The sequence below is a fragment of the Actinoplanes sp. NPDC051411 genome (assembly GCF_040682075.1).
Lineage (GTDB): Bacteria > Actinomycetota > Actinomycetes > Mycobacteriales > Micromonosporaceae > Actinoplanes.
Window position 1 is genome coordinate 18,794 of sequence record NZ_JBFBAD010000016.1, and the last position, 19,985, is coordinate 38,778.

The 19,985-nt window shown below is 70.6% G+C and carries 21 protein-coding genes and 1 pseudogene; 11 read left to right on the forward strand and 11 right to left on the reverse strand.

Annotated elements, in window-relative coordinates; translation table 11 throughout:
• The first annotated feature begins 1 nt into the window (after window position 1).
• A complete protein-coding gene (acs, locus tag AB0M88_RS11515; RefSeq protein ID WP_364099143.1) occupies window positions 2-1,957 on the forward strand; it encodes an acetate--CoA ligase in 1,956 nt (651 codons plus the stop codon).
• A gap of 124 nt (window positions 1,958-2,081) precedes the next feature.
• Here acs and AB0M88_RS11520 read toward each other — a convergent pair whose 3' ends face one another.
• The 3 genes from AB0M88_RS11520 to AB0M88_RS11530 are packed head-to-tail and all read right to left on the reverse strand — an operon-like array spanning window position 2,082 to window position 5,247.
• On the reverse strand, window positions 2,082-3,374 hold the full coding sequence (locus tag AB0M88_RS11520) for a trehalase family glycosidase (RefSeq protein WP_364099146.1): 1,293 nt from the start codon (window positions 3,372-3,374) through the stop codon (window positions 2,082-2,084).
• Between the two features lie 5 nt (window positions 3,375-3,379).
• Window positions 3,380-4,192 (reverse strand): sugar phosphate isomerase/epimerase family protein, encoded by an 813-nt coding sequence (locus AB0M88_RS11525; protein ID WP_364099149.1) that lies wholly within the window; start codon window positions 4,190-4,192, stop codon window positions 3,380-3,382.
• Window positions 4,189-5,247: a zinc-binding alcohol dehydrogenase gene (locus AB0M88_RS11530; RefSeq protein ID WP_364099385.1), complete on the reverse strand. Its 1,059-nt coding sequence runs from the start codon at window positions 5,245-5,247 to the stop codon at window positions 4,189-4,191. Before AB0M88_RS11530 ends, AB0M88_RS11525 begins: the two co-directional genes overlap by 4 nt.
• Window positions 5,248-5,317: 70 nt before the next feature.
• Here AB0M88_RS11530 and AB0M88_RS11535 point away from each other — a divergent pair, with 70 nt between their 5' ends.
• From AB0M88_RS11535 to AB0M88_RS11555, 5 genes are all read left to right on the forward strand, one after another.
• The gene (locus AB0M88_RS11535; protein WP_364099152.1) at window positions 5,318-6,247 is read left to right on the forward strand and encodes a sugar phosphate isomerase/epimerase; all 930 of its coding nucleotides are present in this window, start codon (window positions 5,318-5,320) and stop codon (window positions 6,245-6,247) included.
• A 94-nt stretch (window positions 6,248-6,341) separates the two neighbouring features.
• Window positions 6,342-7,745 carry an extracellular solute-binding protein gene (locus AB0M88_RS11540; RefSeq protein ID WP_364099155.1) on the forward strand — a complete coding sequence of 468 codons (1,404 nt, stop codon included), beginning with the start codon at window positions 6,342-6,344 and terminating at the stop codon, window positions 7,743-7,745.
• A gap of 47 nt (window positions 7,746-7,792) precedes the next feature.
• Window positions 7,793-8,701 (forward strand): sugar ABC transporter permease, encoded by a 909-nt coding sequence (locus tag AB0M88_RS11545; protein WP_364099158.1) that lies wholly within the window; start codon window positions 7,793-7,795, stop codon window positions 8,699-8,701.
• A complete protein-coding gene (locus AB0M88_RS11550; RefSeq protein WP_364099161.1) occupies window positions 8,701-9,606 on the forward strand; it encodes a carbohydrate ABC transporter permease in 906 nt (301 codons plus the stop codon). Before AB0M88_RS11545 ends, AB0M88_RS11550 begins: the two co-directional genes overlap by 1 nt.
• Entirely contained in the window at window positions 9,603-10,799 is a 1,197-nt protein-coding gene (locus tag AB0M88_RS11555) for an ROK family transcriptional regulator (protein ID WP_364099164.1), read from the forward strand. The genes AB0M88_RS11550 and AB0M88_RS11555 overlap by 4 nt, the downstream gene beginning before the upstream one ends.
• On the opposite strand, the gene AB0M88_RS11560 is transcribed toward AB0M88_RS11555, so the two are convergent.
• The 3 genes from AB0M88_RS11560 to AB0M88_RS11570 are packed head-to-tail and all read right to left on the reverse strand — an operon-like array spanning window position 10,792 to window position 12,496.
• Entirely contained in the window at window positions 10,792-11,445 is a 654-nt protein-coding gene (locus tag AB0M88_RS11560; protein ID WP_364099167.1) for a nucleoside monophosphate kinase, read from the reverse strand. The genes AB0M88_RS11555 and AB0M88_RS11560 overlap by 8 nt on opposite strands.
• Before the next feature lie 9 nt (window positions 11,446-11,454).
• On the reverse strand, window positions 11,455-12,021 hold the full coding sequence (locus AB0M88_RS11565) for a hypothetical protein (protein ID WP_364099170.1): 567 nt from the start codon (window positions 12,019-12,021) through the stop codon (window positions 11,455-11,457).
• Window positions 12,022-12,040: 19 nt separating this feature from the next.
• Window positions 12,041-12,496 carry a type II toxin-antitoxin system PemK/MazF family toxin gene (locus AB0M88_RS11570; protein ID WP_364099173.1) on the reverse strand — a complete coding sequence of 152 codons (456 nt, stop codon included), beginning with the start codon at window positions 12,494-12,496 and terminating at the stop codon, window positions 12,041-12,043.
• Window positions 12,497-12,520: 24 nt separating this feature from the next.
• Here AB0M88_RS11570 and AB0M88_RS11575 point away from each other — a divergent pair.
• A pseudogene (locus AB0M88_RS11575) lies at window positions 12,521-12,667 on the forward strand (hypothetical protein); the annotation flags it as partial.
• A 50-nt stretch (window positions 12,668-12,717) separates the two neighbouring features.
• Here AB0M88_RS11575 and AB0M88_RS11580 read toward each other — a convergent pair.
• Window positions 12,718-13,053 (reverse strand): hypothetical protein, encoded by a 336-nt coding sequence (locus tag AB0M88_RS11580; RefSeq protein ID WP_364099396.1) that lies wholly within the window; start codon window positions 13,051-13,053, stop codon window positions 12,718-12,720.
• A gap of 111 nt (window positions 13,054-13,164) precedes the next feature.
• On the opposite strand from AB0M88_RS11580, the gene AB0M88_RS11585 reads away from it, so the two are divergent.
• Together AB0M88_RS11585 and AB0M88_RS11590 are read left to right on the forward strand one after the other, a co-directional pair.
• Entirely contained in the window at window positions 13,165-14,325 is a 1,161-nt protein-coding gene (locus AB0M88_RS11585) for a sensor histidine kinase (RefSeq protein ID WP_364099176.1), read from the forward strand.
• Window positions 14,322-15,029: a response regulator transcription factor gene (locus AB0M88_RS11590; protein WP_364099179.1), complete on the forward strand. Its 708-nt coding sequence runs from the start codon at window positions 14,322-14,324 to the stop codon at window positions 15,027-15,029. The genes AB0M88_RS11585 and AB0M88_RS11590 overlap by 4 nt, the downstream gene beginning before the upstream one ends.
• Window positions 15,030-15,739: 710 nt before the next feature.
• Here AB0M88_RS11590 and AB0M88_RS11595 read toward each other — a convergent pair.
• Together AB0M88_RS11595 and AB0M88_RS11600 are read right to left on the reverse strand one after the other, a co-directional pair.
• Window positions 15,740-16,492, reverse strand: coding sequence for a CAP domain-containing protein (locus tag AB0M88_RS11595; protein ID WP_364099388.1), 753 nt, complete (start codon window positions 16,490-16,492; stop codon window positions 15,740-15,742).
• A gap of 121 nt (window positions 16,493-16,613) precedes the next feature.
• Window positions 16,614-17,513, reverse strand: coding sequence for a GIY-YIG nuclease family protein (locus tag AB0M88_RS11600; RefSeq protein ID WP_364099183.1), 900 nt, complete (start codon window positions 17,511-17,513; stop codon window positions 16,614-16,616).
• Between the two features lie 43 nt (window positions 17,514-17,556).
• On the opposite strand from AB0M88_RS11600, the gene AB0M88_RS11605 reads away from it, so the two are divergent.
• Window positions 17,557-18,483 carry a DUF2332 domain-containing protein gene (locus AB0M88_RS11605; protein ID WP_364099186.1) on the forward strand — a complete coding sequence of 309 codons (927 nt, stop codon included), beginning with the start codon at window positions 17,557-17,559 and terminating at the stop codon, window positions 18,481-18,483.
• Here AB0M88_RS11605 and AB0M88_RS11610 read toward each other — a convergent pair.
• Together AB0M88_RS11610 and AB0M88_RS11615 are read right to left on the reverse strand one after the other, a co-directional pair.
• Window positions 18,480-18,683, reverse strand: a complete 204-nt coding sequence (locus AB0M88_RS11610; RefSeq protein ID WP_364099189.1) for a DUF397 domain-containing protein — start codon at window positions 18,681-18,683, stop codon at window positions 18,480-18,482. The two genes, AB0M88_RS11605 and AB0M88_RS11610, sit on opposite strands and share 4 nt — an antisense overlap.
• Complete coding sequence (locus AB0M88_RS11615; RefSeq protein ID WP_364099192.1) at window positions 18,676-19,557, reverse strand: helix-turn-helix transcriptional regulator; 882 nt, start codon at window positions 19,555-19,557, stop codon at window positions 18,676-18,678. Before AB0M88_RS11615 ends, AB0M88_RS11610 begins: the two co-directional genes overlap by 8 nt.
• Window positions 19,558-19,742: 185 nt before the next feature.
• Between AB0M88_RS11615 and AB0M88_RS11620 the strand changes: the two genes are divergently transcribed.
• Entirely contained in the window at window positions 19,743-19,985 is a 243-nt protein-coding gene (locus AB0M88_RS11620; RefSeq protein ID WP_364099391.1) for a hypothetical protein, read from the forward strand.

The window sequence follows — 19,985 nt, forward strand, 5'->3', positions numbered from 1 at the left end:
GATGAGCGAGACCCTCTCCAACCTGCTGCGCGAGGAACGCCGTTTCCCGCCTCCAGCCTCGTTCGCCGCGGCGGCCAACGTGACCGCCGCGGCGTACGCGGAGGCGGACGCCGACCGCCTGGCCTTCTGGGAGACCCAGGCCTCGCGGCTGACGTGGGCCGACCCGTGGACCGAGGTGCTCGACTGGTCCGGCGCGCCGGTCGCGAAGTGGTTCGCCGGCGGGCGGCTCAACGTCGCCTACAACTGCGTCGACCGGCACGTCGAGGACGGGCACGGCGACCAGGTCGCGTTCCACTGGGAGGGCGAGCCGGGCGACACCCGGGCCATCACCTACGCCCAGCTCAAGAACATGGTCTGCCAGGCCGCCAACGCGCTCGTCGAACTGGGCGTCCGGACCGGCGACCGGGTCGCCATCTACATGCCGATGATCCCGGAGACGGTCGTCGCGATGCTCGCCTGCGCGCGGCTCGGGGCACCGCATACGGTCGTCTTCGGCGGGTTCTCGGCGACCGCGCTCTCCGACCGCATCCTCGACTGCGACGCCCGCGTGGTGATCACGGCCGACGGCGGCTACCGGCGCGGCGCGGTGTCGGGGCTCAAGCCGGTCGTCGACGAGGCGTTGCAGCGCTGCCCGGACGTGCGGTCGGTGCTCGTGGTGCGGCGCGGCGGCAACGACGTCGGCTGGACCCCGGGGCGCGACGTGTGGTGGCACGACGTGGTCGACCGGCAGCCCGTCGACCACGCCCCGGAGGCCTTCGACGCCGAGCACCCGCTGTTCGTCATGTACACCTCGGGGACGACCGGCAAGCCGAAGGGCATCCTGCACAGCAGCGGGGGCTACCTGACCCAGGTGGCGTACACCCATCACGCGGTCTTCGACCTCAAGCCGGACGACGACCTCTACTGGTGCGGTGCCGACATCGGCTGGATCACCGGGCACAGCTACATCGTGTACGGCCCGCTCGCCAACCGGGCCACCTCGTTCCTGTACGAGGGCACGCCCAACACGCCGGACGAGCACCGCTGGTGGGAGATGATCGAGCGGTACCGGATCTCGATCCTGTACACCGCGCCGACCACCATCCGTACGTTCATGAAGTGGGGCGCCGAGGTGCCCGAGGCGCACGACCTGTCCTCGCTGCGCCTGCTCGGCTCGGTCGGCGAACCGATCAACCCCGAGGCGTGGATGTGGTACCGGTCGGTGATCGGCGGCGACCGCTGCCCGGTGGTCGACACCTGGTGGCAGACCGAGACCGGGGCGATCATGATCAGCCCGCTGCCCGGGGTCACCGCGACCAAGCCGGGCTCGGCGATGACCGCGCTGCCCGGCATCGAAGCCGATGTCGTCGACAACGAGGGCCGACCGGTGCCCAACGGGGGCGGCGGCATCCTGGTGCTGACCGAGCCCTGGCCGTCGATGACCCGGGGGATCTGGGGCGACCTGGCCCGGTTCAAGGAGACGTACTGGGAACGGTTCGCCGCCGAGGGCTTCTACCTGGCCGGCGACGGGGCGAAGAAGGACGACGACGGCGACATCTGGCTGCTGGGCCGCATCGACGACGTCATGAACGTCTCCGGGCACCGCATCTCGACCACCGAGGTCGAGTCGGCGCTGGTCTCGCACTCCTCGGTCGCCGAGGCGGCGGTGGTCGGGGCGACCGACCCGACGACCGGGCAGGCGATCGTCGCGTTCGTCATCCTGCGGGGCGGCGCGGCCGACGACGACATCGCCCGGGTGCTGCGCGACCACGTCACCAAGGAGATCGGGCCGATCGCCAAGCCCCGGCAGATCATGGTCGTGCCGGAGCTGCCCAAGACCCGCTCCGGCAAGATCATGCGGCGGTTGCTGCGCGACGTCGCCGAGAACCGGCAGCTGGGCGACGTCACCACGCTGACCGACTCGTCGGTCATGGATCTCATCCGCGACAAACTGCCGTCGGCGGCCGGCGAGGACTAGCTTTTCCGGACCAGACCACAGAACTGGTAGACGTCCGTGTCAGCGGTCGGGTCACCGGGGTCGGGGCGCCATTTGGTGCACGTCACGACCCCGGGGTCGACCAGCTCCAGATCCGGCGATCGACTCAGTGCGCCGCCAGCACGTCCAGCAGAAGGGCGGCGGTCCACGTGAAATCCCGGCCGCCCAGCCCGGCCCCGGTGGACGGATCGAAGTATTCCCGCAGGCCGGCCCCGGCCACCAGCGCGACCATGTCGGACGCCAGCGTCCCGGCCAGGTCGGGCCGTCCGGCGGTCCGCAGCCCGTTCCAGACCAGCCAGTTGGTGCTGGCCCAGGTCGGGCCCCGCCAGTAGCGGGACAGGTCGAGGTCGGGGGCGGTCAGGTCGTAGCTGGGCACGCCGGTCGAACCCGCGCCGAGCCGGAAGGCCGGGCCGGTCAGCGTCGCGATCAGAGCCTCCCGCCGGCCGGGCGAGAGTCCGGGCAGGAGCAACGGCATCAGACCGCCGACCGTACGGACCGGTTGCAGCTCCCCGGTTCGCACGTCGCGGGCGGCGAAACTGCCGAGCGCCGGCGACCACAGGTGTTGCTCGATGCTCGCCGTCAACTGCTCCGCGCGTACGCGATGGGGCGCGGGATCCGCGCCCAGCCGGACCGCGATCTCGGCCAGGGCGAGACAGGCCCGCGCGAAGACCGCGTTGGTCAGCGGATCGAGCACGCAGAAGCGCAGGTCGTCGAGGCGGTCCCGGTAGCCGCCGTCGCGGTATTCGCGCACCAGGAGCGCGTAACGCGCGTAATCGTCGTTGGTCGGCCGGTGCTCCGACCACGAGTGCAGGATGTCGCGCCGGTGCGCGGCGATCGCGTCGACGTCGACGACCGGCACCGCGCGCAGCGGCTCGTCCCAGGCCGGGCTGTTGTCGAGACCGGACTCCCACGGGTGCACGATCGCGACCAGCCCGTAGCGCCGCACCAGCCGGCGTTCCCACAGATAGTCGTGCCACCGCACCAGCCGCGGGTAGAGACGCCGCAGCGCCGCCGGGTCGTGCTCGGCGATCGCGAGGGCCGCCACCGCGTGCATCGGCGGCTGCACGATGCCGCTGGTCCGCACCCCGCGGGGCGGGCCGGACGCCGGCATCGGTCGCCAGTACCAGGGGCCGGGGAAATAGGCGTCCTCGGGCACGGCCGGGTCGAAGACGATCTGCGGCACCCGCCCGTCGGCCCACTGGGCGCCGAGCAGGCCCGACAGTTCGGCGGCGGCCCGGCGGGGCGCGACGTGCGCCCAGCCGATCGCGTTGAACGCCGAGTCCCAGCTCCACTGATGCGGATAGAGCGAGGCGGTGGGGACGGTGGATCCGCCGCGCCAGTTGCGGATCAGGGTGCGTACGGCGTCCCGCCGCAGGTCGCCGGTCGCGACAGCCTCCACAGTGGTCACAGTGCCGCGGCCCGCAGCTTGGCCACGGAACGCGGCAGCGCCTCGGCCGCCGGGCCGGACAGCCGGCACTCGAAGGCCAGCGTGCCCGGATAGTCGATCGCGTCGAGAGTGGCGAGCGTGAGCGACCAGTCAATGTGTCCGGCGCCCGGCTCGAGGCGGTTGGAGTCGGAGAGCTGCACGTGGCCGAGCCAGGGCGCGGCCGCCACCAGCGAGGCCGCGGGATCGGCCTCCTCGATGTTCATGTGGTAGGTGTCGGCGGCGACCTTGACCGAGGGCAGGCCGACCTCCTGGCACAGCGAGACGGCGTCGGCCAGCGTGTTGACCATGTGGTTCTCGTACCGGTTGAGCGGCTCGAGGGCGAGCACGACGCCCTCGCGGACGGCGTGCTCGCCCAGCTCGGTGAGGGCCTCGAAAAGCACGGCCCGGTCCTCCTCCGGGCTGCGCGGCGGCTCGAACGGGGGCAGGCGCCGGGAGAACTGGCCGTACGACGCGGGAGTCATCGCCAGCCCGCCGCCGATCTCGCCGATGACCGTGAGCTGCGAGCGCATCTGCTTGATCGCGTCGGCCCGCCGCTCGGCGTCGAAGTCCCCGATGAAGTGCAACATCTCCACGCAGACGGTCGGCATCACCACGCCGTCGGCGGCCGCCTTGCGCAGCTCGGGCAGCCGCGCCTCGAAGGCGAGGTCGCCCTTGCCACGCAGCTCGATCGCGCCGAAGCCGGCCTGCTGCGCGAACTCCCACTTCTCCGGCAGGGTGTCGCCGGGCAGAAGCTGCTCCTGGCAGGAGATGCGGTCGGAAAGCGGGGTCATCGGTCGGCTCCTTGAGCGGCGGGGAAGCGCAGCACGATCTGCAGCGCCTCGGCGGGTCGGCGGTCGAGCAGGGTGAAGGCGTCGGCCACGTCGGCGACGTCGACCACGTGGCTGATCAGGGGGGCGACGGCGAGACGGCCGGACGCGACCTGGTCGAGGAAGGCGCGGACCAGGCGGGGCTGGTCCCAGCGGCGGCCCAGTGGCACCGGCGTGCCGGAGATCTGGCTGGCCACGAGGCGTACGCGGTTGTGGTGGAACTCCTCGCCGAGCCGCAGCCCGAGACCGTCGCCCTGGTAGAAGCCGGCCGCCGCGACCGTGCCCTCGACCTGCACGCTGCGGATCGCCTCGTGCAGGGCGCGGTGGCTGCCGGACAGCTCGATGGCCGAGTCGGTGCCGCCGCCGGTGATCCGGCGGATCTCGGCGCCGGCCCCGGCCGGGTGCCGCGCGTCGACGGTGCCGGCGGCGCCGAGCCGGGCCGCCAGTTCGAGCCGCGACTCGATGGCGTCGACCGCGAGGACCGTGCCGCCGGAGAGCGTGGCCAGCTGGGTGGCGAGCAGCCCGATCACGCCCTGGCCGAAGACGGCGACGGTCTCGCCGAGGCGGACGTCGGCCGCGAGCACCGCGTTGAGGGCGATGGCGCCGGGGCGGGCGAAGATGCCGTGCCGGGGGTCGACCCCGGCCGGCAGCAGCCGGTGGATCGGGGCGGACGCGTCGATCACGGCCTCGGAGCGGTGGCCCCAGATGCCGGCGACCAGCTGGCCCACCGAGTAGGCCGTGACGTCGGCGGCCACCTCGACGACCTCGCCGACCTCCTCGTAGCCCCAGCCGCTCACCGGGTAGGCGAAGGTGGGCGCCCCCTCGGTGAACAGCCGCCGCTCCGGGTCCCACGTCTTGGTCAGATAGGGGTTGGTGCCGCGGTACGCGGTCAGCTCGGTGCCCGCGGAAATGCCGGAATACCAGGTTCGCACCCGGACCGTGCCCGGGGTGAGCGGCTGGGCCTCCTGCGGCACCAGCCGCACCTGCTGCGGTCCGGTGAACTCGACCACCTGCTGCATCACGCCTCCACTTTTGCTTGACCGCTAGACTAAACCTTCATTTTGATCAGTCAAGTTGCAGGAGGGCATCGTGCAAATCGGGTTCCTGACCGCCGCGCTTCGCGACCTAACGCTCCCGGAGATCGTCCGGTGGGCCGGCGAGACCGGCTTCCCGGCGATCGAGGTGGCTGCCTGGCCGGTCGACGACCCGCGCCGGCTCAACCCCGCCCACCTGGACGTTCGCCACCTCGACGCCGGCCGCCTGACCGAGCAGCTGGGCGAGGCCGGCGTGACCATCTCGTCGATCGCCTACTACGAGAACCACCTGCACCCCGACCCCCGCGAGCGGGCCGCCCGGCACGATCACCTGCGGGCCTGCATCGACGCCGCGGCCGCGCTCGGCGTGCCGTCGGTCGGCACGTTCATCGGCCGCGACACCACCACGACCGTCGCCGACAGCCTGCGCCAGGCCGAGGGGATCTTCCCGCCGTTCGTCGAGACCGCCCGCTCGGCCGGCGTCGAGATCATCATCGAGAACTGCCTGATGTCGGGCTGGCATCCGGACGGCTACCCGGCCAACCTGGCCTACTCGCCCGAGCTGTGGGACTGGATGTTCGAGCTCGGGGTGTGGCTCAACTACGACCCGTCGCACCTGGTCGGCATCGGCATCGACCCGGTGGCGGCGCTCCGGCCGTACGTCGCCCGGACGCATCACGCGCAGGCCAAGGACGTCGAGATCCTGGCCGGCCGGATCGACCGCACGGGCTTCGGAGGAAACGCCGTCGACCGCTCCGACCAGTGGGATCATGCCTGGTGGCGCTACCGGCTGCCGGGCCTGGGCGTGGTCGACTGGGCCGGCGTCGTACGCACGCTCGTCGATGGTGGCTTCTCCGGCGTGCTGTCGATCGAGCACGAGGACCCGGTGCACGGCGGGAGCGTCGAGGCCGTCCAGAAGGGCATCCTGCTGGCCCGCGAGACCCTGCGGGCGGCGTTAACCTCCGCGAAATCTTCTCCGGCTTAGGTCTTGTGTTCAGGCAAAAGTTGCGTTCTTCTGTAGCCGAAGAAAGCACCAGCGTGGCGAAACTTGCCCGACGATGATCTAGAAGGGGTTGCGGATGCGCGCGAGATCCATGCTCGTCGCCGGCGCCCTCGTTGCTTCTCTCGCCGCATGCACCACGAGCGGACCGGACGGCAATGAGGACAGCGGCGCCAACAAAGGTGACGGAAAGACGCTGACCATGTGGACGACCGAGGACGTCCAGGACCGCGTCGAGACCATGAAGAAGATCGCCGCCAAGTTCCAGGCGTCCTCGGGCATCAAGGTCAACGTGGTGGCGATCGCCGAGGACCAGTTCGACCAGGTGATGACCTCGGCCGCGGCCGAGGGCAAGCTGCCCGACCTGGTCGCGGCCCTCTCCACCGAGGGCGTGCAGTCGCTCGCCGTCAACAAGCTGCTCGACACCACGACCCCCGGCGAGATCGTCAAGGACCTGGGCGCCGGCACCTTCTCCCCCGCCGCGCTGAAGCAGACCCAGGACACCAGCGGCGCCCAGCTGGCGGTGCCCAGCGACGCCTGGACCCAGCTGCTGTTCTACCGCAAGGACCTGTTCGCCAAGGCCGGCCTGCCGACGCCGGACACCCTGCCCAAGATCGAGGCGGCGGCGCAGAAGCTGACCTCCGGCGGCAACTCCGGCATCGCGATCTCGACCACGCCCGGCGATGCCTTCACCCAGCAGTCGTTCGAGTACTTCGCGCTCGGCAACGGCTGCCAGCTGGTCGACAACTCCGGCAAGATCCTGCTGGACAGCCCGGCCTGCGTCGACACCTTCCGCTTCTACAACGACCTGGCGACCAAGTATTCGGTCAAGGGCAACCAGGATGTGGACACCACCCGCGCCAACTACTTCGCCGGCAAGACCGCGATGACCGTCTGGTCCTCGTTCATGCTCGACGAGCTGGCCGGGCTGCGCAACGACGCCCTGCCGACCTGCCCCCAGTGCAAGAACGACCCGAGCTTCCTGGCCAAGAACACCGGGGTGATCGGGCCGGTCAGCGGGCCGGACGGCCAGCCCTCCCAGTTCGGCGAGGTCGTCTCGTGGGCGATGACCCGCGACGCCAACAAGGCGGCGGCCAAGCAGTTCGTCGAGTACATGATGAACGAGGGCTACACCGACTGGCTCGGCCTGGCCCCCGAGGGCAAGGTCCCGGTCCGCAAGGGCACCGCCCAGGACCCGCAGAAGTTCCTCAAGGCCTGGAGCACCCTGCCGGCCGGCGTCGACAAGAAGGTCCCGCTCAGCACGGTCTACTCGCCCGACGTGATCAACACGGTGGTCGAGGGCCCGGACAAGTTCGATGCCTGGGGCTACGCCCAGGGCAAGGGCGCGCTGGTCGGCGCGACCCAGGGTGAGCTGCCGGTGCCCAAGGCGATCAACAGCATGGTCAACGGCGGTACCCCGCAGAAGGCGGCCCAACAGGCGACCGCCGCGGTGCAGGACATCGAGAAGTCGATCGACAAGTGACGGGCGGCCGGGCCCGCCCGCGGGTGGGCCCGGCCTCGGGAGGACAAATGGCCAAACGCAGAGTCACGCTGCGCCAGCGCGACGCCCGGGCCGGGCTCGCCCTGGTCTCGCCGACCGTGCTGATCGTCTGCCTGGTGCTGCTCGTGCCGATGCTGTGGGCGATCTCCATCGCGTTCCAGGACATCCGGCTGATCAACATCCGGTACGCCGGCTTCTTCGGCAAGTACACACTGGACAACTTCACCGGCGTGCTGAAGGCGCCGGGCTTCTGGACCGATCTGCGCACCACGGTGCTCTACACCATCGGCGGGACAGCCGGATCACTGCTCGTCGGCCTGGCGGCCGCGCTCGCCGTCCGGCGGCCCTTTCGGGGCCGGGCCATCGTGCGCGGGCTCATCCTTCTCCCGTACGTGGCGCCGGTCGTCGCCGTCGCCTTCGTCTGGACGACGATGCTCAACCCGCAGTTCGGCGTCGTCAACGACTGGGGCACCCGGTTCCTGGGCTGGAACGACGCGATCCCGTTCCTCTCCCAGCCATCGACCGCGCTGCTCACCGTCATCGCCTTCGAGACCTGGCGCTACTACCCGTTCGCGTTCCTCTTCCTGATGGCCCGGCTCCAGGCGGTGCCGGCCGACACCGAGGAGGCGGCCCGGGTCGACGGCGCGACGCCGCTGCAGAGCTTCCGCTACATCCTGCTGCCGCAACTGCTGCCGACCATGGCGGTGCTGTTCGTGCTGCGGTTCGTCTTCACGTTCAGCAAGTTCGACGACGTCTACCTGCTGACCGGCGGCGGCTCCGGCACCGAGGTGGTCAGCGTCCGGGTGTACGAGCTGCTGACCTCCCGCAAGGACGTCGGCGCCGCCTGCGCGCAGGCCGTCATCCTGGCTGTCGTGCTGGTGGTCTTCCTGATCATCCAGCGCCGGGCCACCCGTCGCTGGAACGGAGAAACAGAGTAATGGCGACAACCCAGAGCGGCCCGTCGCAACGGCCACCGCTGACCCGCGACCGGGCCGAGCGCGCGGTGCTGCCGGTGGTGCGCTGGATCGTCATCGCGCTGCTGGTGCTCGCCTCGGTGGTGCCCTTCTACTACATGCTGATGCTGTCGGTGCGCAGCATCCAGGACCTGCTGCTCGACCCGGGACGCCTCTGGATCAACCCGGTGGACATCTCGGTCGGGGCATACAAGCAGGTGCTGCGGTCGGTGAGCCACGGCGGCCAGGGCTTCCTCACGCTCATCCGCAACAGCCTGCTCGTCGCGCTGGGCACGGTCGTGGTCACGCTCGCGGTGTCGATCCCCGGCTCGTACGCCGTAAGCCGCCTGGCCTTCAAAGGCCGGCGGCAAGTCTCGGCGCTGTTCCTGGCGGTCTATCTCTTCCCGTCGGTGGTCATCGCGGTTCCGTTGTTCGTGATCTTCGCCCGGGCCGGGCTGAGCGGCAGCCTGGCCGGCCTGGCGATCGTCTACGTCGCGCAGACCATCCCGGTCGCCGTCTACATGCTGCGCCAGTATTTCGACACGATCCCGGTGAGCCTGGAGGAAGCGGCGTTGCTGGACGGCTGCGGACGGTTCGGCGTGATCCGCCGGGTCAGCCTGCCGCTGGCCATGCCATCCATCATGGCCACTGGCCTGTACGTCTGTATGATCGCGTGGAACGAGTTCCTGTTCGCGCTGCTGTTCCTGGTGCAGAACCGGGACCGGTGGACCGTCTCGCTCGGCCTCGCGCAGCTCTCCGGCAGCATCGAGGTGCCGACGACGGTCCTGATGGCGGGTTCCGTGGTGCTGACCGTTCCGATCATCGCGTTGTTCTTCATCACGGAGCGGTTCCTCGTCGAGGGGCTGAGCGCCGGAGCGGAGAAGGGTTGAGAGGCGCACGAGGCATGCAGTCGTCCAACAGCGCCGGCCACCTGCTGCAACTGATCCGCGACGGGCGCGTGGGCACGCGCCGGGAACTCGGCCAGGTCACCGACCTGTCCCGGTCCACCGTCGCGGCCCGGCTCGACGCGCTGGTCAACGCCGGCTATCTGCGCGAAGCGGGCACCGCCACGTCGTCCGGCGGCCGGCCGCCGACCCTGCTCACCTTCGACGACCTGACCCCGACCGTGCTCGCCGCCGACCTCGGAGTCACCCACGGGCGGGTCGCGGTCACCAACGCCCGCGGGGAGATCCTGGCCGAACAGGTGCTCGAGAGCCGCATCGCGGCCGGGCCGGAATCGGTGCTGGGTGAGGTGTGCGACCGCTTCGACAAGTTGCTCGAGAAGGCCGGCCGCGACCCGGCCACCGTCTGCGGCATCGGCATCGGCGTGCCCGGCCCGGTCGAGTTCGAGCAGGCCCGGGTGGTGCGGCCGCCGGTCATGCCGGGCTGGCACGACTATCCGGTACGCGACGCGGTCGGGCGGCGGTTCAAGGCCCCGCTCTACCTGGAGAACGACGCCAACCTGATGGCGCTCGGCGAGCACCAGGTCAACTTCCCCGACGAGTCGACCCTGCTCTTCCTCAAGGTGGGCAGCGGCCTCGGCGCCGGCATCATCGCCGGCGGCGAGGTGCTCCGCGGCGCCGACGGCGCGGCCGGCGACATCGGGCACGTCCGCATCAAGGACGGCACCGCCGTCTGCACCTGCGGCGCGATCGGCTGCCTGGCCGCCAGCGCCAGCGGTACGGCCATGGCCCGCGAACTGCGTGACCAGGGCTTCGCGGCGCTGACCAGCCGCGACGTCGTCTCGTTCGTGGCCAAGGGCGAGCCGGCCGCGGTCGCCGTCGTGCACCGGTCCGGACTGCTGGTCGGCGAGGTGCTGGCCACCGCGATCAGCCTGCTCAACCCCCGCGTGCTGGTGATCGGCGGCGACCTGGCCGACGCCGGCGAACAGTTCCTGCGCGGCGTGCACGAGTCGCTGCTCCAGCACACCCAGCCGCTGGCCACCGGCCGCCTGGTCGTCACCACCAGCACCCTGGGCGACCGCTCCGGCGTGACCGGAGCCGTCGCGATGGTGCGCGACCAGGTCTTCGCCCCCGACGCGGTCGACCGCCGCCTGGCCGAACTGGCCGGCGCGGTCAGCTAGCCGGTTTGTACGCCGGGAGCTGCAGCACCTCGCGGATCTTCGCCTGGACCTCGTCGGCCGGCGGGCGGGCGTCGATGTCGTGGACGAACTCCTTGCGGCCGAACAGCTCCAGCACCGGGCGGGTTTTCTCGTTGTAGTCCCGCAGCCGGGCGTCGAGCGCCTCGGGAGTGTCGTCGGCCCGGGTGATCAGCTCGTGGCCGCAGATGTCGCAGCAGCCCTCGGCCTTGGGCCGGTCGGCGATCAGGTTGTAGTCCATGCCGCAGTTCGGGCACAGGCGGCGGCTGAGCACCCGGCGGCGCACCTCGTCCTCCGGCAGCTCGAGGTGGATGACGCCGTCGATGTCGTAGCTCTCCATGAAGAACTCGGCCTGCCGCCCGTTGCGCGGGAAGCCGTCGATGACGAAACCCCAATTCCAGTCGTGCTGGTCGAGCCGCTCGCGAACCACTGCCTCGACCATGTCGTCGCCGACCAGCTCCCCGGCGTTCATGATGCGGCGCACCTGGGCGCCGAGCTTGGTGTGATTCTGCACGTGCCAGCGGAAGAGGTCGCCGACGCTGATGTGCACCATGTCGAGATCAGTGCAGAGCAGCTCGCTCTGCGTGCCCTTGCCGCTGCCCTGCACTCCCATGATCACGAATTTGCGCATGCTGGCCCCCTACCCGGCTGCCGCCAGGTTTAGCGGCCCGGGCGCCGGGCGCCCGGACAGGGTGGACGGGTCGATGCTCCAGGCCGCGGCGACCCGGAGCACATCGTTCTCACCGACCAGGACGGTCGATTCCTCGTCGAGCTCGCCGGGCAGCCCGGCCTCCCGCTCGACCGGGCCGGGCTCGCCGTGCCACGAGGTCACCTCGCCGGTCTGTCCCACATACCCAAAAGCGCGGATCAGCTCACCATCGGCCGCCCGCTGCCACCGGTGCGACTCGGTCACCCGGTGGGTCGCGAAATATTGGACCTCGGTGTGCAGCGCGGCCGAGAGCCCGATCACGTCGACCGGCCGGTCCGGCCGCATCAGGTAGCGGCCGGTGGCCAGGATCCAGCCGTCGACCGGCGGGGTCACCGCCACCCGGTCGTCGGTCAGGTGCGCCAGGTCGATGCCGTCGCGCCATGGAACGGTGCCCAGGTCCCGCAGGCCCAGCGCCGCGATCACCTCACCGGGTGAATCGGATCTGATGGCCAGCCAGGCCTGCTTGCCGCCGAAACCGACCATCTGTTCTGTTGCCATGACCCAACGCTATCCGGGGTCAGTTCCACCCGTAATTTCGCCGCAGAATGTCTGCCACCCGGGTGAACCGTTGCGGATCGAGAATCGCGCCCTCCCGGCGGATGCCGTCGTGGTCGATCTCGAGCACCCGGTCGAGCCGCAACCAGCTCGGACGGTTGTCTTGGTCCCACTGGCCGGGGCCGAGAGCGAGCCAGTTGCGCTGCCCGTTCCGCTCGCTCTGGCTGGAGAGCATCAGGCCGAGGACCGTACGCTCGTTGCGCCCCACCACCAGCACCGGCCGGTCCTTGCCCTGCTTCGGGTCCTCCTCGTAGGGCACCCAGGTCCAGACGATCTCGCCCGGATCGGCGTCGCCGTCGAGGTTCGGCGAATACTCGAGGTGCCGGCCGTTGCGGTGCGCTCTGGTCCTGACCTGGGTCAGGCCGGGGGCCAGGGTCCGGCGCTGGGGGCCCATGATGCGTGAAAGAAGTTTCGCCACGGCGTGCACTCTAAGCTGATCACCATGCCGCACGACATCGACGCCTGGGAGTCCTGGGAGCCCGCTGTGCTGGCCGCACGGCTCGAAGGCGTCGATGTGCCCTGGTACGTGGCCGGCGGCTGGGCGGTCGACCTGCACCTCGGCGGCCGGCGACGCGAACACGCGGACCTCGAGATCGCGATTCCGGCCACGCGCTTCGACGCGATCGCGGCATTCCTGAGTCACGCCGGTTGGCGTCGCCAGGCCTTGATGACGACGCCGAGCAGGAGGAGGCCGCAGACCGCCTGCTCGACCTTGAGCCACAGCGGGAAGTCGCCGGGGATGGCCAGGATGACCGTGATGGCGACCAGCATGACCGTGGAGACCACGCGCAGGCGTTTCTGAGCGCCCCGGATGACGAACGACATCATGAGCGCCGAGGTGAGGGCGACAATCGAGGTGCGGACCCAGACCGCCGGGTTGACCAGGCCGGCGTGGTGGCGCATCAGGAACACCGCGACGACGGTCAGGACGCTCAGGGTCAGATAGCTTCCGACCAGGATTCGCGTTGTTTTCATGCGTCTCAGCCTGCGTTTTCGCTCCGTCGCCGGCATCGGCGCGGGGTTGGATCTCTCATCTCCAACCACGGGTTGATGCCTCCTCGGCCCCAGCCCCGTAGCGTTTTCGACGTGACCACCGACCCCGCCCTCGACGCGCTGCAGGCCCAGCGCCGGGCCGTCATCCGGTGGCTGCGGCCGCTCGCGCCGCTCATCCTGGCCGTGGTCGCGGTCTCCGCCTTCACCTCCTCGCCTCGCCCGGGCTGGCACGACCGCGGGCTGGCGGTCACGGTCACTCTCGCGGTCGTGCTGCTCTCCGGCCTGGCCGCGGTGCTGCTCGCCGACCGGGCCGTCCTCGTCCTGGTCCTCGTCCTGCTGGCCTCCTCCGCCGTGCTGGCGTGGCTGCAGCCTTCCGGGGCCGGCATAGCCGGGGTCTTCGTCGGGTTGTCCCTGCTCGCGCCGATGTTCCGCGGCCACCGCTCGGTGCCCCTGATCATCGTGGCGACGGTCCTGCTGGCGGTCACGTTCGCCTCCGGCCGCCACGACTCGATCATCTCCGCGCTCCTGACGGCCATCATGATCGCCGCGTTCTACGGCATGCTCCTGCTCGCGATCCGCCTCTCCGACGCCAACCGGCGCACTCAGCGGCTGCTGGCCGAGCTGGCGGCGAGCCGCGACGCGCAGGCCCAGGCGGCGAAGCTGGGCGAGCGGCAGCGCCTGGCCCGCGAGATGCACGACGTGCTGGCCCATTCGCTGTCCGGGCTGATCCTGCAGCTGGAGGGCGCCCGCATGCTGGCGGCCGACAACCCGGCCGACCCGCGGCTGCCGGCCGCCGTCGAGCGGGCCCATCAGCTGGGACGCAGCGGGCTCGAGGAGGCGCGACGGGCGATCGGCACCCTGCGAGACGAGGAGTTGCCCGGGCCGGAGCGGCTGGCCGAGTTGGCGCGGCAGTTCGAGGAGGATCGGGGGGTGTCCTGCACCGTGACCGTGACCGGGGAGCCACGGCCGCTGGGCTCCTCGGAGGCGCGGTTGGCGCTCTACCGGGTGGCCCAGGAGGCGCTGACCAACGTGGCCAGGCACGCGACCGGCACCTCGAGCGTCGCGATCACGCTGGCCTATTCGCGATCGTCGGCCCGGCTCACGGTCGAAGACGTCGGACTCGAGCCCGACAAGCCGGGCGACGGGGGTTACGGGCTGACGGGGATGCGGGAGCGAGCCGAACTGCTCGGCGGCCGGCTGACCGCCGAGCCGACCGGCCACGGCTTCCGCGTCGAGTTGGAGGTCCCGGCATGACCAACGCTATGGGTAACGAGCGCCCGGCCGCCGCTGAAGGTGGAGGTTGCGGCGGGCGTGAGGTGATTCGGGTGCTGGTGGCCGACGATCAGCGGGTGGTGCGGGAAGGGCTGGAGCTGGTGCTCGGGCTCATGCCCGAGGTCGAGGTCGTCGGGTCGGCCGGAGACGGCGCCGAGGCGGTCCGGCTGGCCGAGGAGCGCGGGCCCGACATCGTGCTGATGGACCTGCGGATGCCCCGCTGCGACGGGGTCGAGGCGACCCGGCTGCTGCGGGCGAGACGGCCGGCGACCAGGGTGATCGTGCTGACGACCTATTCGGACGACCGGTCGGTGCTCGACGCGCTCCGGGCCGGCGCCCGGGGCTATCTCACCAAAGACGCCGGCAGCGTGGAGATCCGGCAGGCGCTGCACCAGGTGCTCAACGACCAGGCCGTGGTTGACCCGGCCGTGCAGCACCACCTGCTCGACGCGATCGCGACGGCGTCACCGGCGGCCGCGTCCAGCCTGCCCGACGGGCTGACGCCGCGGGAGGCCGAGGTGCTGACGCTGATCGCGACCGGACTCACCAACCCGGAGATCGCGGTCCGGCTGGTGATCAGCGAGGGCACGGTGAAGAGCCACATCAACCACCTGCTGGCCAAGATCGACGCACGGGACCGGGCGCAGGCGGTGGCCTACGCCTACCGCAAGGGGTTGACGAGTTAGCGGCTGCAGCACGCGGCGTCCGACCGGTGCCGGTGTGCGGTTTCGGGCTGCGGCGCGGCGGGCCGGACCGGTCGGACATGCCCTCAGCGCCGTCGGCCCGGTAACGGGCGGCCGGTGGTCACGCTGGACCTGGAAGCGGTCAGCGGCCCGGCGTAGCGGCCAGCGTCATCCACGCCGCACCACGCCCGCCGCAATCGGCCGAGTTCGGTCAGCGGGGCGTTTGGCGTGGGGCACGAGGAACTGTCGCAAGCTCCACCCGCGGGTCCTCAGGACTCCCCCCACACGGATCGACGACTGGCCGGGACACCGACCTGTGGTTCGACGACGTGTGGGTGACCGACTGGACGCCGGTCAAGTCGGGCCGATCGCGGTCCACCGCGAAACGCTCCGAACTGGCCGGCTGAGCCGGCTACGGCTGCCGCGCTTCACACTCCCGGTTCTTCGGGAGCCTGCGTCTGCATCCCCTCCGGCCTGCCGATCGCCTGGTCCCTGGCCACCCCGAAAGATGACGAACGCCCGTCCTGACCGCCGCCCTGGAACACGACCCGGACCTGCTCGCCGCCTGCCGAGGCCACCTGATCATCGCGAACAAGGGCTACGTCTCCGCCGACCTCGACCAGTGACCGGCCGACCGCGGGACCCGCCACAATCTGATCCCTGACCAGGCCACAATCGCCCCAGACCACTAACGCCGACGAGGACTTGTCCGTCTAGTTGACGAAGTCCTGGGTCATCCAGGTGATGCCCTTGCTGTCGCGGACGACGCTCAGGCCGATCCGCTTGAAGCCGGTGTTCAGCAGGTTCTTGCGGTGGCCGTCGTTCGGCGGCTTCTCGGCCAGCATGCTGTCGGTCAGCCCGTTCGCCGCCTTGATGATGTCGGCGTCGCTGCCGCCGCTCGAGCCGAAGCCGATGTTCTCGCCGGCCGACGTCCACTGCACGCCCTGCGCGCTGAATCGCGGGCCGATGCTCTCCTCGCCCGGGCACTGGTGTTCCAGGCCGCAGCCGTTGATCATCAGCTGGTTGTGCAGGGTGGACGCCTTCGACAGGTCGTCGTCGAGGGTCAGCGCGGAGAGGCCGGCGTCGGCCCGGGCCGCGTTGATGTGGGCCAGCACCTGGCCGAGGACCGAGTCGTCGGTCGTCACCACGGTAATTTTCGACCTGCTCGGGTTCCGGGCCGCCTTCGAGGTCGTCTGCTTCGGCGTCGGCGACTTGGCGGAAGGCTTCGGCTTCGGTGAGGAAGACAGGGAGGGCGTCGGCGTGGGGGCCGCGGCGGTCGACGGCAGGAGGCCGGCCGGCGCGGTGGACGGATCGACGGCGGCGGCCAGCGGCGCGTCGGCCGCGCGCGGCACCTGCGTCTGGGCGTCGGCGTGCCGGGTCAGGCCGACGACCGCGAACCCCGTCCCGATCACCACGGCGGTGGCACCGGCCACCAGCGTGCAGCGGAAGCGAGCGGCAGCGGACATCGACACGGAACAGCACCCCAGCGACTGGCAGACGGATTGACGTCCTCACTATGGGTGCACGCACGGCGCTGTTCAGGCTGGCTAAAGAGTCCTTAAGAATCGGCACACCGAGAACTAAGGGTCAGGACCTGTCCGTGACCTGAAGCCCGGCCGCCAGCTCGGCGTTCCGCTGGGCGAAAGGCTGCCAGATTTGCGGCGTAGGCGGAAGACGCGGCGGCGAAGCGCACCTCCGCTGGCGCCACCCCGAAAGCCGCCCACCACGCACCGTGAAGGACACCAGCACTCCGCCCGCCCAGCCGTGGATCTCGCAGTCCTCGGCGGCCGGCGAACAGGCCCGCTGCACGCTGGTCAGCCACTCGACCGCCTCGATCTCCTCCTGCCGCTCGGCCGCCCGCTCGAAGTCCAGCGCGGCCGACGCCTCGTCACGGCGCGCGGTCAGCGCTTCCAGCACCTCCCGCACGGCCTGCGGCCGGCGGTCGAGAACCTCGGTGAGGGCCTGGGCGAGCCGCTCCCGGTCTTCCGGGCGTACGCCGTAGAGCGCGGCCATCTCGCGCTCGGCGCCGGTCAGGGTCTCCCCGGCGTACGGAAGGGGTTTGATCTTCTGGAGCGCACGGACCGCGAGCCGCGTTCGCAGGCCGCCGAGAAACGGACCGTGCGTGGCCCGGTTCGGCCGATGGGTGAGGTGCAGGCCGGGTGTGGCCGGGCCGCTGTCGAGGCGCAGGTAGAGCGGGACCTCCTGGCCGCCGGGGGTGCGGTTCCAGCGGGGCATGCGGTCTTCGAGGAGGTTGCGTTCGAGCCAGGCGGCCTCGTGGACGGAGGCGCAGGCGACGGCCTCGACGCGGGCGATGCGGTTGACCATGCGGATGAGGTGCGGGCGGTTGCCGAGGTTGCCGAAGTAGGACGCGGTGCGCGCGCGCAGGTCGGTGGCCCGGCCGATGTAGAGGACGTGGCTGCTGGCGTCGCGGAAGCGGTAGACGCCCGGCTCCCGGGGGAGGCGCGAGATCTCGGGCGGCGGTTTCACTCGGTGATTGTGCTTCAGTGGCCCGACCCGGGACCATGGCGCGGTGACGATCGCAGAGGCCTATCTCGAGTTCGGTTCGCGGGAGGCTCGGGGGAATTCGCCGGCCTACGAGAGCCTGTGCACTGCCATCGCCGCCGACGACGAGCTTCGCGGGCTGCTCGCGACGCTGCCGCCGGCCAAGCAGCAGCCCAACCTGCTCTTCGGCGTGGTCCGGCTCCTCGACGGGCCGCTCGCCTTCCCGGCGTTTCGCGATTTCGTGGTCGAGCGCTGGGACACGGTCTCGTCCGAGATCGTCCGCCGGGTGACCCAGACCAACGAGGTCGGCCGGTGCGCCGCCCTGATGCCCGTGCTCGCCTCGCTGCCCCAGCCGCTGTTCCTGATCGACGTCGGCACCTCGGCCGGCCTGTCGCTCTTCTCCGACAAGTACGCCTACCGATACGGCGACACGACGATCGGAGAATCGACGGTGACGCTCGACTGTGAGGCGGTCGGCGTCGCGCTGCCGACGGCCCTCCCGACCGTCGCCGGGCGGGCCGGCGTCGACCTCAACCCGCTCGACATCACCGACCCGTCCGACGTGGCCTGGCTGGAGGCGCTGATCTGGCCCGAGCAGGAGCACCGGCGCGAGCGGTTGCGCGCCGCGATCGCCATCGCCCGGACCGACCCGCCCCACCTGGTGCGGGGCGGTCTCGAAGCCGTGCCCGATCTCGTCGCCCAGGCCCCGGCCGGCACGACGCCGGTCGTCTATCACACCTCGGTGCTCTATCTGGTTTCGCCGGCCGAGCGGGCCGCCTTCGCCGAGACCGTGCGGGCCCTGCCCGGCCACTGGATCTCGGTCGAAGCGCCGGACGTGCTCGACTTCGGTGACCTGCCCGCGCCGCCGGACGACTCGGCCCTCAACGTGCTGGCGCTCGACGGTAAGCCGCTCGCCTGGGTTCGGGGGCACGGGCAGGCAATGTTCGGGTTTTAGTTGTCGAAATCTCCATCTCGGACACCGTCGAGGAACGCGGCCCACTGGGACGCGGTGAAAACCAGTGTGCCGCCGGCCCGATCCTTGCTGTCCCGCACCGCGACGATGCCGGGCAGGTTGACCGCGACCTCGACGCAGTCGCCGCCGTTGCCGCCACTGCGCGTGCTCTTGTGCCAGACGGCACCGGTCAGGTCAGCCATCGCTCTCGCTCTCTTTGAGAACCGCACCGATGAGGTCGTCGGAATCGGCCTGGCTCAGGGCGATCGCCTCGAGAGCGACCCAGATCGATTCGTACGCCTCGACCTCGTTGAGTTTATCCAGGTAGAGGGCACCGGTGAGGCTCTCGCAATAGATCGTCGTCGGTTCGGGTGAAGCCGTGCCGACGGCCGGGAAGTTGAGGATCGTGAACTGTCCGGAGCTGGCCGCCTTGTGCGGGCCGGCCGCGAACGGGATCACCCGCACGCTCACGTTGGGCCGGGTCGACACGTTGACCAGGTGGGCCAGCTGCTTCTGCATGCCGTGCCGGTCGTTGACCGAGCGGCGCAGGACGCCCTCGTCGAGGATCACGTCGAGCCGGGGCGCCGCCGGCCGGTTGCGGCTGAGCAGGGACTGACGCTCCAGGCGTACGGCCACCGCGTTCTCGACCGCATCGTCGTCGTCCCCGATCCACTCCCGGAACACGCCCTCGGCGTACTCGCGGGTCTGCAGCAGGCCGGGGATCACACTCGGGGCGAACGAGCGCAGCCGGTCGGCCGCCTGTTCCATGCCGACGTAGAGCTCGAACCAGGCCGGGACGACGTCGCCGTACGCGTGCCACCAGCCCTTCGACTTCGACTCCTGGGCCAGCCCGATCAGTACCTCGGTCATCTCCGACGACGCCTGATAGACCGTGCACATGGCGATGACGTCGTGCTTGCGGACCGGGACCTCGCCGTTCTCGATCCGGTACATCCGCGCGCGGGAGAACTCGAGCTCCTGGGCGGCGGCCATCAGCGAGACGCCGGCCTGCTCACGCAGTTGCCGCATGAGCCGGCCCACCTGACGACGCGGAACGGTTGATCCCAAGTCGGACATCGACACCCCTCTACCGCCCGGCCGCGGCGGGGATTGCCTCGAACGAGACGATCGGATCGTCTCGAGCGAGACAGCGAGAATTACTATCTGAGATTCTCACCGCGAACCTTTGCGGAAACAGCCTAGGGCACCGAAGCTTCTCTGTGTAGCGACACGATCGCTGATCGTGAATGTCGAAACGGAGGATGCGGGTGCCGCGGACCGAACACGTCGGCGATCGTCCGAACTGGGACTGCCGGGTCTGCGCCCGCGCATGGCCGTGCGCGACAGCCAAAGTCGAGCTGATCGAAGAGTTCGGGATGCCGAGCAGCTCCCTCGCGTTCTTCCTCGGCTCCTGCCTGATCGAGGCGATCGACGACTGGGCGGCCGGATCGGGCGGACGGCCGGTCGACCTCTACGAAAGGTTCCTCGGCTGGTGTACGCCGTAG